We start from the raw sequence: 16,610 nt of genomic DNA, 5'->3' as shown, positions 1-16,610 counted from the left end.
CAGCTGAGTTCGGCATGAGCTTGATCGAAAATCAGATAAATTTTACTCCAAATATCAATTAGATGTTGGGAGTTATTTAGAAGTCCTGGCAATGAAAGACTACATGACTAAGCATGCTGGTGGGAAAATAAAAGGATAAGAGGAACAATGAACATTATCCCATTGATCCTCTTATTGACGATAAGCCTTTAAATAGGATTATTTAAATGGATCAGTCTTTATTTCAGCAATCACTTCTTTTCCAAATTTTGGAAAATTTGAGCTTATATTTTTTACATTCTGACTTTTATTATCGACCTTAATGTCTTCCTTATGAACTAAAGAAGAAGGCATAACTGTTGGTTTATTAAAGCCTGTCGTTTGTGGTTTATTCAGTTCATAAGATTGAATAGCCAGCTTCGCACTTTTGCTCACAACTGGCTTAGCACTTTTGCTCACAACTGGCTTAGCACTCTTGCTCACAACTGGCTTAGCACTCTTGCTCACAACTGGCTTAGCACTTTTGCTCACGGCTGACTTAGCACTTTTGCTCACGGCTGACTTAGCACTCTTGCTCACGGCTGGCTTAGCACTTTTGCTCACGGCTGGCTTAGCACTTTTGCTCACAACTGGTTTTGCACTTTTGCTCACGGCTGGCTTAGCACTTTTGCTCACAACTGGCTTAGCACTCTTGCTCACAACTGGTTTAGCACTCTTGGTCACGGCTGGCTTAGCACTTTTGCTTGTAGCTGACTTAGTCCGTTTCACACTATTTTTTGCTGCTTTCGCTACAACTTTAGTAGATTTGCTAGCTTGTTTTTGTGACCTTTGAATGGATTGTTTGGTTTGATCCTTTAATTCTTTAGATATACTTATCCATTGTTTATCCATAATGCGAATCACGTCTTGGATGTAATTCAATGCGTTATGGCCATAACGTATAAATGCATCAACGTTTTTCTCCACAAACTCTTCTGGTTTTTTAACACTAAATAGTTCTAGTGGATTATTATAAACCAGACTTTGAACTGTTTTAGCATTCAACTCAAGTAATTCCTGTACCGGTTTTATCAATGGATTTAAACTAATCCCTTTAAGGTATTCATTATGCATTATTCTCTCCATTTGTTGCATTGCACAATATTAAGATTAGAACTTAATTTTCATTTGTCAATAAACCAGCTATTTTTGTCCAAAAAATCAGAAGCAATTCACTCATTGAATTGGAAACTATGTTAGGACTCCAAAATAGCCTGCAAAAAAAACAAGAAACGGTATTTTTTGTAACACATTGTTTATTAATAAAAAACAACGACCATTCTACCAGGTGCTCGATTGGAGTTTTTTAGAAAATGACTTTGGAGGGGAATGACGCCGCAGAGGGCATTGCCCCCAACCAACACCTATTTTTACGACAGACCCCAATTATTCAGCGTTTTTAGAAGCGCTAACTTTTTTAGGTTTAGGTGCTGCTTTTTTAACGGCTTTTTTAGTATCGGTGTCTTTTGCAACTGCAGCATCAGCCGCTTTTGTGGTTTTTTTGGGGGCTGTTGATTTTACGGTTTTTTTCGCAGGTTTTTCACTCTGAACTTTCTTGTTGTCTTTTGCACGTAGGATTATATTTGCTTTTTCTTTGAGTGTACGCCTAATGGCTTTGAACTCTTCAGTACGAATTTTTGCAAGTTCCTTTTGATGTGCGGCAGTAATTAATATGTTCCTCTCGATTTTTTCAGACAATACGGCGTATTTTTTCAGTAAATGTCGTGCATTTTTAGCCTGCTCTTCAGAATCAATCTTAGCTGGAAATTCTTGAATTTCAGCAACAATTTTTTTAATTTTTGTTAATTCCACTGGAGTTCCTTTTCCCATGTTGAGTCTCACTTTTGATAGAAGTAAAAAAAGTATAGCCTATGACTGGTTGTACTTCCATAGGCCCATAAAGTGACGTGAAATCCTGGGGTAAGACCCTCAATAGTAGTTGTATTAATAAAAGTCAATTGGGTCAGACTCTGAAGGTTCTACTCTATTGATTGTTGCTTCAAACCCTTCTGGTACTTCACCGGTTTTGCTGTAAACATAAAGCGCCCCCCGATACACTGTATCCAAAGCTGCTTGCGCTACCCATAGTATCAATAGGTAAGCCACACCTAGCGTAATAAATATTGACATGATGCTTGGGCTATCACCAAATGTTGTAATCCCTATAACGAATAGCAGAATCGCTGGTGCCGCAAATAAAATAAAATACAACCCCATTCCAATTTCGCCCTTGATTTGATTGCCCCATGTTTTCTTAAACAATTCGGCAGAGCCTTTCAACGCCGCAAATGGGTTTTTATTCTCAGCCACCATGACAGGTATCATCAGGTAGCTCGCCAACGTGAAAGCACTCTCGAGAATATTCATGATAAAATCAGCAACCCAAGACGATTTATCCTCGATAATGCGTATAATCAATGCAACACTGGCGAAAAACAGAGACCAACCCAAAATCTGATGGACCTTTTTACAGGCTTCTAAAATACCGTCTTTAAAAGAGGCGCTTTCATTCTTCATTCTTCTTAGGGCACAACATGTAAGCCCCACATTGAAGAAAGTAATAATAAAATAATTGATAAAATAAAATAACCATAATTTAGCGTATTCTAAAATAGACGTAGGTTCTGAAAAATTCATCATTTGGGTAAATGATTGTGTGAAGGAGCAAAGAATTAGGACAACGCTAATCAAGGACAATAATGGGAAAATCATCATGTATTTATTACTTTTCAACACATCCCATGCTGCTTGGATAAGAATAATGGCACCAACTTTCTTTCTGTACATAACGACCTCGCCTGTAGTAATACAAAGTATAGTTGAAAAGAATATGTTGTACTTATAGCCCCGAACACCAATGTAGGCTAGATCAAACAACACAGCCATACTAATTCTCTTCAAAAATTGTTTACAATTGAATTGAACAAGGGGAACTTGACCGATTGATAATTGTCGTGACAATACTGGCCCTAAGTATTATCACCCCCTGGAGTGAGTAGAACGAAGATGATTAAAAAGATGCTCTTTGAATACGCTTACACAGAGGTCTCATTTTATCAAAATTCAGACAACATTAGCGGTGATGAATGCATCCAATCTTTTTTGTACCTGTTGTTGTTTAATTTCAGAGGACGTTTTTGCAAAAAACAAACAATTATTGACCGTCATGGGCTGCTGGGAATAAACCTGCTTCGCCAATCTGCAGCCCAGTAAAAATAATCCAATCCCGGATAAGGCAATCAATACATTGGCAACAATCGGTTTCCAAATGGCTCGATGATGTTGCATCTCTTTGTTTTTGCTGTTTAGAAGGACGATAAACTCCCGTTTAAAGTCCTCTAGCCTTTTCTTCATCTCTTTTGGATTTGTTTTTATGCTCTGCAAAAAGTCATTCACTTGCTGCTCTAGGCCATCGGCCAGTGTAACGACAGTAGCGCCTTTGAGGGCTTCTAGGCTTTTTCCATACTGGCGCATAAGGTCTATTGCCAACTTCAGATTTAAAATACTGCTTATTCTATCGTTCAACTCTACTGCAAATGGGTGTTGGCTTTCATTTAAAGACTCTTGAATGACTCTTAGCACTTCGGTGTTCATCGCAACCCGATATAAAATAGATTGGAGGTGGGGACTCTTGGTCTTGAGCACGGCAATTTTTTGCTCCTCTGAGCAAACGTCTAAAACAGCCTTCAACGATTGGGGTCGGTCAATGACATCATCAATGAGGTTGACAGAAGGATAGAATATTGCCGTCATCCGTTGTTCTTCAGGCAAAAGTTCCAAAATGGTTTTCAGCTCATTTGGAAAGAAACTGGCATAATGTAAAAGGGTAAATCCCTTTGCATCTTTCTCGAGGACTACTACCTTGAGCCTACCCTCTCGTGGAGTACTAGATACGTTTCCAATCGCATTGAGAACCTCCTCTTGGCGAATAGGTTCTATGTTTTTCCGACTAGGGCAATCGGTTAACACATCGACGGGCGATTCGTTTTTTTTCTCTTGTTGGTTTCTAGGGTTCTCTGTATTCATGTGGCCATCAACTCTTCATTAGTTACTATTCAATAATGTGGTATTTACGGGTTATTAAGAGATTACGACCGATCTGAAACGCGTGGTGCTATGCGCCACCCCTATGGTAGCGACTCGGATTGAATTGGACTGGATTGGGGGCAATGTTTAATCAAGCGCGAACAACCGAGCCACCATAAGGGAGCGGACAGCCAGCCTACAGATGCCTTGGCAACGTCGCAAAAACTGGCGTAATACTCTTAATGAGTGGTTGTTAGTGTGCAGGGATTTTATGGCTTGGGAATTCAATGGCATGAACGATTTCAGCAACAGAGCACTGTCTCAAGTTTTGATGGGCTTTAAGCTCTAGTACTGCTAACATCAGGATTACTTCCATACTATGCAACATGAATCATGTTCGTATTGCGAAACAATTGTTCAATTATACCCGTTTTTTATTAAGAAATTATTAAACAACCGCAGGCGATTTTTTAATCGGGATAACATGGGATGTTACTTTTGTCTTGTTGATGCCCACCTCTTTTAAGGGCTGATTACAACAAGTTAAAAGAGGTGATTCGGTTATTTAAGGACTCCCCCTATGGTTTGACCTGTTAAGACAATTTTATTTTGGGTGATGGCTAAAAAACCATCACTAACCCTTTTTTAGAGTTGAATTATTAGAGGACTCTGGTTCGTTTTTCGAACTTGCAACCTGTTTCTTAAAAAAACTGGTTGCCATTTCCCTAGTCCCCCTATTGAGTTGTGAAAGACGCCCAATATCCTCTGGTCTTAAATAGTTTTGTGCAAGGTATTTCGATGAGTCTTTATCCATCCCGGTTATACCCTGAATGATTTGTCCACCGACTTCATTTTTAAATGCTTCTCGACCAGGCCTGCTTTTAAGTTGGGCAGGCAGGCTATTAAATATACGGACTATTTTTACACTCACTTTGGGTTCGAGGAAATATTCATCCGCTCTATGACCCTCTTCCACTAGCTTTAGATTGTCATTAAATAATTTGGATATTGAATTGGTAGTATCAATGAAGGATGTCACTAAAGTGTTCTTTACAAATTCTTTAGACCTGCCTCCATAGAATTCACCACGAACACCAAAGAATATTGGCATTTTAGCTGGGAATGTTTGATCACTACTCCAGTCAACTTTTGTAATTTGTTGAGGATTCAGGACATCGTCATTGATTTTAAATGAAAATGAACGTTTCAATTCCATTAAAACTTGATTAAATATCTTTTTGTTTTCTTTATCGTAATCATCAATCCGATGAAATGATACTTGTATCCGAAAACCTTGGCCACTTGAGGACTTAACCACAGTAAATAGTTTTTTATCTGGATCTTGATAAACTTCATTTAACCGCTGGACCATCATAACTGCGTCCATTTGCTTTTTAATAATTTCTGAAACGAAAATTCCTTTTTTTTGTTTGCATGTCTCATTTCCATAATCGACTTTCGTTCCAGCGCGTTCGAGGTCATAGTCTAGTTTAGCCAGCAAATAAGGGCAGGAACTTATAAATTGAGGAAATGTCTCAAGGACCTTAGGCTTGTTTTGGACTGCTTGCATTGGCGTGTTCGATTTTTTCATCTGGTCATTTTTCTCTTTCATTCTAACTACTCTTTCTTGGTCGCTCCTGCACAGACTTTCAGCAGCATGCACGTTGGTGCTAGCTAAAGCCATGTCCGCAAGGAACGATATCGTATAGGGTCAAAACCAATTGCACTTAATCCACCACTTATCACCACGGTAAGATCGAGTTCTGGGTTTTGTTTAATATCGCTAGGATTGTTTAGCGCGCAATAAAGCGCTCAAAGGGAAAAGGAGTCCGGAATGAGTTTATGACTTGGATAACGAGCCTTAAAAACAGAATTGCTGGTTGTATAGGTAGTATTTGCAGTCTTCATCAAACAAGCGAATCTTGATTAACAATTAAAGGTATTTTACCACAAAAAAAGGACAACAACAACCCAAATTGCTGAATTAATAATCAATTCAATCTCATCATGACCAATTGGAGTTTGGATTAAGAGAACCCAAAATAACGACCGTTGTATCTTCTCAGAATCGCAGGGGAATTGCTTGCAACGGAGTACGCATTATTCAGAGCCTTTTGCAGCTAATTGGACCTGAACCTCTGCTTGGGGCTCAGGTAATTTATCGAGTTGAGCACTAAACTCTTTTAACTGAGCAAGATCCAAATTAGGGAGCTCTGGTGAAATGAGTTTTCCAAGGAGTGGTCTAAGCTGTGAATTCATTTTTGGATCTACAAAATCAGAAATTAGTATTTTAAGAATTTCTTTGTATTTCTGAATAGGGGCTTTTTTATTATCTGTAAATATTTGTGTTATCTTTTCAAGTAATTCTTCGCATTTATCGTCTATATTTCTTCCATTTTTAGACTCTAGTAATTGAAAACGGGTGATGTTTTGTTTTAAAGAGAACACAAAATGATCGATGTCTCTACTTTCTTGAAACTGCTCATTTCGTGGCTCAGAAGATGAAAGCAAGACTTGTTGTGCAGTAGCCTCTGCTAAAATACTTGCAGAATCGTATAAAGGATACTCAATCACCATACCTACTGCTTTACAACCCACTACTATTTCAGTACAACCTAGAATTATTGGCGAACCAGGTGATTTTTCTTTAATAAAATCAATAACCTCACGAAATTTATCGCCGCCAGCAGTTGCTTGCCCTGCTTTTACCAAGTTTATTCCTTCTTGGACTAACTTCTTATACTTTGGATGATCTTTCAAAGAAAAAATAGTTTTGCCTGATCCCTCAAAAATGCCTTCATACAAGCCTTTATCCACTGTCCGCTCTGCTCCCATTACTGCAACGGTCTGAAATCTATCATCACTAAACATCCTTGTCTCAACTTGTTTAACAATATGAAGAATTTTTTCATTAATTGCGGAAATATAGCTTAAATTTGGAACATTAGTATGAAAGGTATTGCAAGGAGCAACTAAGACACCTTTCGCGTTATTTACAAAATCTCGAAAGCGCCCTAAATAATCTGCAGTATGCTTGATACAATCAATACATTCGTTACTTGGTATATGTTTTCCAGGTAATTGAGGATTTGAATAAAGCTTAATTGTTGTTTCCTCATCAACGTCAATATCATCCAAACTTTCTGCTAGTGACCTTAAAAAATTAGCACCAGCTATAGGCCCCATTCCACCGATAACGCTTACAACATTATGATCGTCAACTTTAGGCTGCGCAGGGGGAGTATATTCCCCCATTCTTAAACACAGCTTATGAAAGATTCGAGCTTCTTGTGCTGTTAAGACAACACCAGATTGGCTGCGTAATTCATTCATTAAATTTTTAGTTTTTTTAGGTAATTCTGGTAAATCACCTGAGTCGACGACTACTTCAGGACTTAGATTAAAAATACAATCACAGCTCTTAGACTTAACCACATCAGCAGTTGAGCTGGAATCTAAACCAAATTCACCATAGATAATCGGTCTTTGTGTTTCATCTGGCCATAGTATAGCCATCATGGCTTCGAGTTGCTGATAAAAGGACACCCCCATTTTCAGATCTTTACAAACTAAACCAATAACTGGACGTGGCATAAGTAAACTCTATGAAAGAACTTATACCAAAAGTATAGGCAATATCTGAATCATCGTTTGGTGATGTCTTAGCAGGCAAGATCAAATTGAAAAGACACCATTAAAGGCCAGGCACGGGTATTGTGCATCGCTGTTATTCTAGTCCAACAAATAAACTTTGTTATGTAATTCATTAGAATTAATAGGGGTAGCGGGAAAATAGTTTGCTAGCAATGTTCCCATTTCTAAAATCGCTTTTTTCAATCCGTTCGCTAATTGATTATTCTTAATGTCTTGAATCACCAAATCGTTGATGTATTGCCAATCTTCTTGGGATAATTTTTCACTGATAGCGGTATCACCTTGTACACAAACAAGGTGTTCAAATAGAGATACATAGATCACCACCCCGGTACTCGTGGGTGTTTTTGCGACGTGTAAATTAAAAAACGCTTGATGTGCAGCGCGGGTTACCTCCTGCTGCATTTCCTTTTGCGAAATAAAAAATAATTTCAAATGGGGAATTAGTCCCGCAAAAAGCATTCCTAAAATAAAGGCAGCAATTTCTGTGAATAAAAAAATAGGCAAACCAACTGAGAGAACATGTTCCTCACTCCACGTAGAGGTAGGCTTTATTTCGGTCATACACCATAATACGGCAAAAGCAATCAACGAAAAAACAAACCCCACCACCATATTTGCATGATGATAATGAGAAGAACAAGTAGCAATCACAGGAACAATTTCACCACTGGTGTTGTGTTCAGCATGAGCAATGGCCTCTTCTAATTCTTGAATTTGCTCGGTAGTTAATGAATGACTGGCTTTTTTCATCCCTTACTCCTTAATTATTATGAACCTATCATCACCAAGATCCTGTTGCACCACCACCGCCTGAAGATCCTCCTCCAAACCCACCACCACTTCCGCCTGCTTTAGTAGCAGCCCACAACAGATAGCCTATGATCGTAGCTAATAGGATGATGAGGGCCCATCCCCATCCGCTTCGACCATTTTTAAACAGTGAAACAATCACTGCAGTGATTAAAATGACGCTACCAATAAATAACGGCCAAGCCCACCACGGCTTTTTTGGTAGGGGAATGTTTTGCCCTCTAACGAGGGCAGCTAACCCACTCACGCCCTCTGAAATACCTGTCGCATAATCATCACTAATAAAATTAGGAATAATCAGGCTTTGCATAATGTCTGTTGCTTCATTATCGTAGCGATGATCATAGGCTTTCCCTAATTCAATACGCGCTTTTCGATCCCCTTTTGAAACCAACAATAAAACACCATAGTTACGATCTGGTGAACCAATGCCCCAGTGATTAAATAATTGAGAGGCGTATTGTTCGATGCCCACCCCTGAAGCGTCATAGCTTGCAAGCGATGGAATGGTTACTACATAAATGGGAATGCGTTGTTCATTCCATACTTGAAAAATCAGTTCATTAATTTGTTTTGCTGTGGAGGGATCAATAAGATTTGCCTCATCAACGATGAAACTATCATTCGCCGGCTTATTCGGGAAATTCATCGCAAAAAGAGATGTCGTGATAACCAAAGAAATCATAATAAATAATAATTTCTGCCAAGCCTGATGGTTTTTTAACATCACAACTTTCTCCCTGTGAGTACACCGTATTATTATAGCATGTAGTATTTCATGGAGGCATGCCCTTAACCATCCCGTTAGCTAAAAAAGATGACCCAAGGTCATTAAAAATCAGTCCTATATTTCTACAGATAAAGCAAGTGTAGGTTAGGTCATGACTCAAACGGAAGTAATCCCTTTGTCAAAAGACGTGCCCCTATTGTTCATGATTCTCTGCAAGCATCAAATTTTTACATTTTTAACGCTGATACAATCGGTTCCAGATCTTCGGTAGGAGCCACTAAAGCCTGCACCCTAGCATAAGATACATTGCGCGCATGCCCGTGTAGAACATTTATTCCCCCTTTCTGATAGGGAACATCCGAATAACTGGCTGCAGACCAGGCATTGTGTGCTGCGACTGCCAAGGCTTCTTTGCTATGCTGATTATAAGGATGTTTTCCAGGATGCTGAAAGTGCACACGTTGAGGATATCCTGAGTCACTCGGATACAGTGTTGCATCTGATTTAGGTCCTCCCGCTGCATCTGCATCTTCAATTTGCAAATGTCCATTACGGATATAACAGATATAGTTAAGTGCCATGTTCATTCTCCTATGATGAGGGATATATCGCAATTTGCTAAAATTAAACGATTCGCGACAAAAATTCCATTGACGCGGGATCATTTAGCAAGGTCTGGGCATGACCTAATGGCACTCCCTTAAGAAGCGTCATTCGTGAAAGCGGATAGTTCCGTATCCGCTTGCTGACGCGCGCGGCTCGGTTCACTCCCTGCTGTGACTAGCATTTGATTCAGACAGCAATGAAGAAACCGAGCCGCGCGCGTCAGCAAGCGGACCGACCCACTCCCTCCTGTGACTAGCATTTGATTCAAACAGCAAAGAAGAAACCGAGCCGCGCGCGTCAGCAAGCGGACCAACTCACTCCCTGCTGTAACTAAGATTTAATTCAGACAGCAAAGAAGAAACCAAGCCGCGCGCGTCAGCAAGCGGACCGACTCACTCCCTCCTGTGAGTAGCATTTGATTCAAACAGCAAAAAAGAAACCGAGCCGCGCGCGTCAGCAAGCGGACCAATGCGGCCAGATAGACGAACCTAATGACATCGCTTAAGGCTGCGTCATTTTTTCGAAAGCGATTTTAACGGTATTAAACTGGTTAATAAATTGTTCGGGTTCATTTTCCCATATGGTTTTTAGTATTGACTCAAGGTGTTTAAGAAATCTGCTGCCTACCAGTGCATTATGATCTAATGCATTGAATAGGCTCCAATAGAGTTGTGGCGATTGATCCAAAAACCGCTTAATTAAACCTAAAAGCACTTTAGAATTGGGGGTGCCTAAACGAATGAGTAAATCTAAATTAATGTTCTCGTTGATAAGAAAGGTACCAATCACGTAAAAGGTAAGGTGATTTAACGTTTGTACATAAGCCATCATCTCGTCATGCTGCTTAGGGCTACACATTTCGATACGGACCCCCCAAATGTTTAGTTGCTTAATCAACCAATCGGATTTTTCTGTTTCTCTTCCCTTACAATAGACGATCAACTGATGGGCTAATGTCTTTACCTTCGGACCAAACATGGGGTGCAGACCAACGGTTGGCCCTTGATGAGCCTCAAGCATCGCTTTCATGGGTTTTGATTTTACGCTGGTAATGTCTGCTAGAATACAGTGCTTGGGTAAAGGAGGTAACTCTGAAATGACACTCAAAAACTCTTCAATGGGCACACAAATTAATACCAATCCAGCCTCTTCGAATGCTTGAGTTGTGTAGGGTACGCTCTCTTTGTCGAGCTCTTGTACATGGTAACCAGACGATTTAAATTGATTCGCAAATAGAGCGCCCATTTTTCCATTGGCCCCCACAATAACAATCTTGCGAACATCAGGATTGACCTGATAAATCGGCGATTTTTTTGCTTGAAGATAGGATTCACTGAGAATTCGCCTCATGATGTCTATCACAAAATCAGTAGACAATCCTTGCTGATTGGCTGTTATGCGAAGGCGATCAAAAATCGCTTGTTCTCGGTCAGCATCAAAAATACCCAATCCGCTCATTGATTTTAAGGCGTAGACTTCTCTTGCAAGATCCAAGCGCTGCTTAATAATTTCTATCAATTGACCATCTAATTCATCAATTCGCTGTCGCAAGTTTAGTAAAGTGCTCATACAAATCACTCTATTTAGATCGTATTACACCGTTAAAATCGAATTCTCAACGGGCTTTTTGCATGACCTCATTGCACAATGAGAGAACTTCCACGGTAGTATCCCAGCTTATGCAGGCATCAGTAATTGAAATCCCATATTTCAGTTCATTTTTGGGAACATTGCTTGGTTGATTACCTTCAAACAAATTAGACTCGATCATGATTCCAATAATGGATTTTGATCCTTTAGAACATTGATTTAATACCTCCTGGACAACAATTGGTTGTCTACGATGATCTTTATTAGAATTACCATGGCTGCAATCAATCATAATACTGGAGGGTAATTGGAGCTCTTTTAATGCTTTTTCTGCCGCAAGAACATCCGTTTTCTCATAGTTGGGTTTGTTCCCTCCGCGCAAGACAAGGTGTATGTCTGAATTTCCTTTAGTCCTTAATAAACAGACATTTCCTTGTGAATTCATTCCCAGAAAAACTTGTGGCTTTGTCGCAGCAATCATGCCGTTTAATGCAACGGATAAACTTCCATCCGTGCCATTTTTAAATCCAATGGGCATCGATAGACCAGAGGCCATGTCTCGATGAGTTTGAGACTCAGCGGTCCTTGCGCCAATGGCAGACCAAGAAACCAAGTCTGAAATGTATTGAGGAGTAATTGGATCCAGGGCTTCGGTTGCTATGGGTAAGCCCAATTCATTGATGTCTATAAGGAGTGAACGTGCTTTTCTTAAACCATACTCCAAGTCAAACGTTCCATCGATATGTGGATCATTGATATACCCTTTCCAGCCTACGGTCGTTCTCGGTTTTTCAAAGTATACTCGCATGACGATGTACAAATGCTGAATGTATTTATTTCTCAGCTCAGCCAAACGCGAAGCATATTCCATGGCAGAGCTTAAATCATGAATAGAGCAGGGCCCACAAATTACCAATAATCGATGGTCTTTTTTGTGAATAATTTTTGATATTGCCTTCCGGTGAAAAAAGACAGTCTCTTTCAATCGCTCAGACATTGGCTTTTCTAATTTAATTGTTTCAGGAGAACTTAACGCTTGTTCGGAAAGAATATTGATGTTATCGATTAAAATTTGACTATACATGGTTGGCTCAACTCTTTTAAAAAGCGTAGGTCTTTGAATCATTCGCATTAAAAAGTGTATTATAAGTATATAGCAAACCCTCAAAATATGTGCAAATTTTTACCACCACCCCCATGCGCTTGCAGGGAATGGTAATTTTATTGTAAGCATCCAACATCATCTAAAATCAGATCTGATTTGCACTGGGTTCTGGGAAATTGCTCTCTAAATTGGCTTCTCTCTCTATCATCTCGCTCTCTTTACATTCAATGCAAGCTTGGCAAAGGCATTTTTTTGTCCGTGACACTGCTAAGGGGACTGGTGCTGCTACGGCACCACCTATTAAACCTGATACAACACATTCAATTGGAAAGCAGCAAGAAAATAAACCCCCACCAACAATACCCAATAAAAGAAAGCCAAAGGTAAGCGCTTTTTCTTCTTGGCTTATACAGTTGTATTTATGCGATGGCCCTATCTTGCCTCTTAATTCGATTTTCTTTTGTTTAATTGACTCTTTCATTCCATTAATGGCATCTAATTCGCGCTGACGCGCATTCTTTGCAATTAAAAAATGTTGGTATTTGCTGTTTAACTCTGAGAATGTTCCACAGTGGTTGGATTGAAATAATTTAACAGAAACTTCTCCTGGAAATTGGCTTACTAAATCACGGATGGCAGAATTTGTTGATGCTAATCGCCCTAAGGTTTTAACATCTAAAAACAGCATAACGTGTTGAATGATTTCAGAAGGTAGGGTTTCAAAATAACCTTCATTTACGGTTAATGGTTTTTTAAATTGCATTTTGGGGACGATTTTATTTTCAACAGCTCTTTGGTGATTTGGTTTAGCTGCTTTAGCCTTAAAGGACGCATCCTTGTCACGACCAATAGGTTTAAAAAATGGCATGAAAATTTCCTCAACTCAGATCAATTAATTTTGATTTAAACGTGAGCGACCAAGTTGTTTTGCGTGTAACTTTTTCGCTAACTTGCTCATTTTAATAATTAATTGAATTAAGTCTACTTAATTTAACTAGTCACTGCGTACTGGCCTTTTCTATAGTCTGCTATTAGGTTTTGGTATGGATTAATCTTACTAGAGGGCGGTGTCTGATTTCTCGAGGTTAGATTACTTGCTCAGATACCCTCATAAAATGACACCAGAGCTTGATAAGCTATGCATAGAATCACTGAAAATTGGTCTACCCCCATACGGGCAGATCGGTTTAACCTGGAGTATTTATGGGAGATTGACCTGCATCAACTGAATCATGAGTTTTAATTGGAGCATATAAAGCTGAATATTTAGTAATTATTTTGCCATACAATAACTCAAGCTCTTGTTTAAGACCCTTTCCGTAGCGGGAATTATCTTGAGGCACTTTAGTATTCTTTGAAGCAATAACAATATCATAACCACTGTCAATTACTTCGCTTAGATTAGGACTTTCTTCTTCGCTTAATGGGCTAACTTCATTGAAATGTTCAACCGCAAAAAGTTGTTTAACGGAGTACACATGTTGCTCTGTGGTAGAAAAACTCTTATAGGTTTTTAGAGAGCCCCCACTGGCAATATATAAGGCTTTAATTGCATCCAACATTTCATCATCTGTTGGTCTATAATGCCCACTGTTATTGGATATTTTTACCAATTTACCTCGTTCAAAAGTAAGACTCCCGCTTGCTAAAATTTTTTTCCCATTCGCCATATAGGAATGATGTAAATTTGCGCTACATATAAGTTTTGGCTCTTCTTCACAGGTGAGTATAAAAGTGTATTCACCACTTAAAATTAAACCCTTTCTATCAACAGCAAGATTCTCTTCATCAAGCCATTGAATGGTGTGTTTCTTTTGTTTCTCTTTGTCTAAATAAACGTTGTTAGCATCTGATTCTGGGAGATATCGCATTGCTTTTCTTTCATTTTTAAACTCGGGTTTCAGTGAAATTCTTGATTTCATCTTTTGACCAAAATATTGAATGTGGCTAGGATACTCATGACGTGCCATATCTTTTAATCCTCGAACTAATTGAACTGATATTGTATACCTCAATCATTAAGGAATGATTAAAAAACCTACGATTTGATATTTTTATTTCATTTTGGTGCGAAATTGGGTTTTGTCGCAGCAATCAAATGTTGGTTAGTCCCCCAGTTCAAGGGGAGACATTCAGTGTACCAAGCGGATAACGTGGGTTCTATTACCACCACCCGATCCATCCAGTTAGTTTGAATTAACTATTTTTATAGCCAGCGTATCTTCTGGGTATTCTGTTTTATTGCGCAGATCATCCAAGCTTGTGAAGAAATTAAAAGTCCATTGACTGTCTTGATATGACGCGGTATAAAGTCCTGATGTGCTACCAGCATCTCTTTCAAGAAACCCTTTTTCTGAATCAGAGTTGGCAATATTTGCCAGAGCATGAATTGGGTTGGAGGCATCTTTTTTCACTAAACACACGCCTTCATTTAGGCCAATACCCTTAAAATCGCAATCAATTATTTTATATTTAGACTTGCTGCTTAACGCGCGAACAAGTAATTGAATATCTGCAACTTGGGTACCTACGGTGATTTCAAAAACGGACCTTTTCTTATTATAAGAAATACGGACATTTTCGTTACTTAATGTGTCATCGTATTTTTTTAGAAGATTTAATAGGGCTCGCTTTTCGTGTTGAATTTTCAATTTTTTAGAACAACAGGACAGTAGGATTTGATACATGACCTTTTGCTTAGTAGAGGGTTCAAATTCCGATTTAAAATCCTCTACCTTATCTTGCATAGCGATAACATGCTCTGTTGAGGCCAAACAAGAGACAGGCAAAGCAGGTGCATTTACCGCTCTTGAAATGAGAAAATGCTCGTTATCTATCTTTTGTCTTTTGACCATTGAAGAGTTGACTTCGATGTGTTTTCCTTTAAACAGATAAACAGAGTAACCAGATTCACGTGAGGTGCGAGGAGGCGTGGTTGAATGTTTCTTCATGTATTTATCGATTTTTCGATGTTCCTGTTCATCTTGTATGGCCACAAGTTTTTTACCAGTTTCCTTGTAGTAGTGCCGTTCATGAGCAATCGAATCAAATTTTCTCTTCATGGGTATTAGTGCTCCAAACAAATCTAAATGACTAATATTTGGGCAATATTATATTCGAACAAAATTAAGGGATTATTAATGCAATTCGTATAAAAACCAAAGTTTTTGCAAACTCGGCCTCTTCATTGAGTCGTGGTTTGACGGCCCCTTACTTATCAACTATATAAATCATAAGTAATTCTCAGTATCCATCAAGGTCATTAATGAAATTTTATGAATCCGAAAATAAGTGGGAGAGAACTTTTAATGACTGTATGGGAGAGTACAAGAAGCTTCTACCTGATAACATAAGTGAACGCCTTATTCAATTAAATGAACGCGTACCAAACTTTAAACCGATTGATTTTAAACCAGAACAATCAGTACAAGTTGGTGTGGGCGAATGTGCATTTATAACCGCTGATACAGAAGAACGAAGAATCTTAGGATCAATGGGAGCAGGATGTTGTTTTATTCTAGCGATAGCTGATCCAAGAAATAAGTGCGCATGGCTAGCTCATATAGATGCTTTAGTTTCTATGCCACAACTCAAAGAGGTGTTAGCAAAGGTATTTACAAAAATTGATCGTCATTCTGCTGTAGCACATGTAGTTGGGGGAAATGATTCTTCGATAGTACAAGGTATAGCAATTTGCAATGAATTAGAAAAGCAGGGGGTAACGATCAACTCGGCCTTATTAAGATTACACATGGAATTGGATCAACTAAGCTTAGCGGTTGATCCTCAAACCGGCACTATTTATGCTCCAGAATCTAATAATCTAGCAGAACGTCGTGATTTATATCGAAATCTAAGTATGAGAATTACGAAAGGCAATGAATTAGGCTCAATTGGGCTTACAGAAATGTCACCACATTCAATTGAATCAATCATCAGTCATGCGCAAGACACCATGGATAAACGCATCTAAATTTGACAAGTTACTCACCATAAGTGATACGCAATGGAAAGCGAAGCAAACAATCCAAGCCCCCTCACCCATGACGTCAATAAGGCCTGTGGGTA

The 16,610-nt window shown here is 39.0% G+C and carries 15 protein-coding genes; 1 reads left to right on the top strand and 14 read right to left on the bottom strand.

Annotated elements, in window-relative coordinates; all coding sequences use genetic code 11:
• Positions 1–198 precede the first annotated feature (198 nt).
• The 14 genes from Lwal_RS05040 to Lwal_RS04975 all read right to left on the bottom strand — a co-directional run bounded on the left by Lwal_RS05040 (position 199) and on the right by Lwal_RS04975 (position 15,604).
• Positions 199–1,092, bottom strand: a complete 894-nt coding sequence (locus tag Lwal_RS05040) for a hypothetical protein (protein ID WP_058479832.1) — start codon at positions 1,090–1,092, stop codon at positions 199–201.
• A gap of 312 nt (positions 1,093–1,404) precedes the next feature.
• Positions 1,405–1,848, bottom strand: a complete 444-nt coding sequence (locus Lwal_RS05035) for a hypothetical protein (protein WP_058479831.1) — start codon at positions 1,846–1,848, stop codon at positions 1,405–1,407.
• A 114-nt stretch (positions 1,849–1,962) separates the two neighbouring features.
• Positions 1,963–2,904: a DUF6159 family protein gene (locus Lwal_RS05030; protein ID WP_058479830.1), complete on the bottom strand. Its 942-nt coding sequence runs from the start codon at positions 2,902–2,904 to the stop codon at positions 1,963–1,965.
• A 177-nt stretch (positions 2,905–3,081) separates the two neighbouring features.
• Positions 3,082–4,044, bottom strand: coding sequence for a hypothetical protein (locus tag Lwal_RS05025; RefSeq protein ID WP_058479829.1), 963 nt, complete (start codon positions 4,042–4,044; stop codon positions 3,082–3,084).
• A gap of 634 nt (positions 4,045–4,678) precedes the next feature.
• Positions 4,679–5,656 carry a hypothetical protein gene (locus Lwal_RS05020; RefSeq protein WP_058479828.1) on the bottom strand — a complete coding sequence of 326 codons (978 nt, stop codon included), beginning with the start codon at positions 5,654–5,656 and terminating at the stop codon, positions 4,679–4,681.
• A 488-nt stretch (positions 5,657–6,144) separates the two neighbouring features.
• A complete protein-coding gene (locus Lwal_RS05015; RefSeq protein WP_058479827.1) occupies positions 6,145–7,638 on the bottom strand; it encodes an aspartate/glutamate racemase family protein in 1,494 nt (497 codons plus the stop codon).
• Positions 7,639–7,776: 138 nt separating this feature from the next.
• Positions 7,777–8,451 (bottom strand): TPM domain-containing protein, encoded by a 675-nt coding sequence (locus tag Lwal_RS05010; protein WP_058479826.1) that lies wholly within the window; start codon positions 8,449–8,451, stop codon positions 7,777–7,779.
• A 31-nt stretch (positions 8,452–8,482) separates the two neighbouring features.
• Positions 8,483–9,238 (bottom strand): TPM domain-containing protein, encoded by a 756-nt coding sequence (locus Lwal_RS05005; protein WP_058479825.1) that lies wholly within the window; start codon positions 9,236–9,238, stop codon positions 8,483–8,485.
• Positions 9,239–9,468: 230 nt separating this feature from the next.
• The gene (locus Lwal_RS05000) at positions 9,469–9,822 is read right to left on the bottom strand and encodes a hypothetical protein (protein WP_058479824.1); all 354 of its coding nucleotides are present in this window, start codon (positions 9,820–9,822) and stop codon (positions 9,469–9,471) included.
• A 526-nt stretch (positions 9,823–10,348) separates the two neighbouring features.
• On the bottom strand, positions 10,349–11,416 hold the full coding sequence (gene tyrA / locus Lwal_RS04995; RefSeq protein WP_058479823.1) for a bifunctional chorismate mutase/prephenate dehydrogenase: 1,068 nt from the start codon (positions 11,414–11,416) through the stop codon (positions 10,349–10,351).
• Between the two features lie 46 nt (positions 11,417–11,462).
• Entirely contained in the window at positions 11,463–12,521 is a 1,059-nt protein-coding gene (locus Lwal_RS04990; RefSeq protein WP_058479833.1) for a 3-deoxy-7-phosphoheptulonate synthase, read from the bottom strand.
• 166 nt (positions 12,522–12,687) lie between these two features.
• On the bottom strand, positions 12,688–13,410 hold the full coding sequence (locus tag Lwal_RS04985; protein WP_058479822.1) for an F-box protein: 723 nt from the start codon (positions 13,408–13,410) through the stop codon (positions 12,688–12,690).
• A gap of 319 nt (positions 13,411–13,729) precedes the next feature.
• The gene (locus Lwal_RS04980) at positions 13,730–14,512 is read right to left on the bottom strand and encodes a hypothetical protein (RefSeq protein WP_058479821.1); all 783 of its coding nucleotides are present in this window, start codon (positions 14,510–14,512) and stop codon (positions 13,730–13,732) included.
• Positions 14,513–14,728: 216 nt separating this feature from the next.
• Positions 14,729–15,604, bottom strand: coding sequence for a hypothetical protein (locus Lwal_RS04975; protein ID WP_058479820.1), 876 nt, complete (start codon positions 15,602–15,604; stop codon positions 14,729–14,731).
• A gap of 203 nt (positions 15,605–15,807) precedes the next feature.
• Between Lwal_RS04975 and Lwal_RS04970 the strand changes: the two genes are divergently transcribed.
• Positions 15,808–16,515 carry a hypothetical protein gene (locus tag Lwal_RS04970; RefSeq protein WP_058479819.1) on the top strand — a complete coding sequence of 236 codons (708 nt, stop codon included), beginning with the start codon at positions 15,808–15,810 and terminating at the stop codon, positions 16,513–16,515.
• Positions 16,516–16,610: the final 95 nt, after the last annotated feature.

It is taken from the genome of Legionella waltersii (assembly GCF_001468085.1).
GTDB classification, from domain to species: Bacteria; Pseudomonadota; Gammaproteobacteria; order Legionellales; family Legionellaceae; genus Legionella; species Legionella waltersii.
Note: the sequence above shows the minus strand (reverse complement) of the source record. Positions and strands in the feature narration are given on the sequence as shown.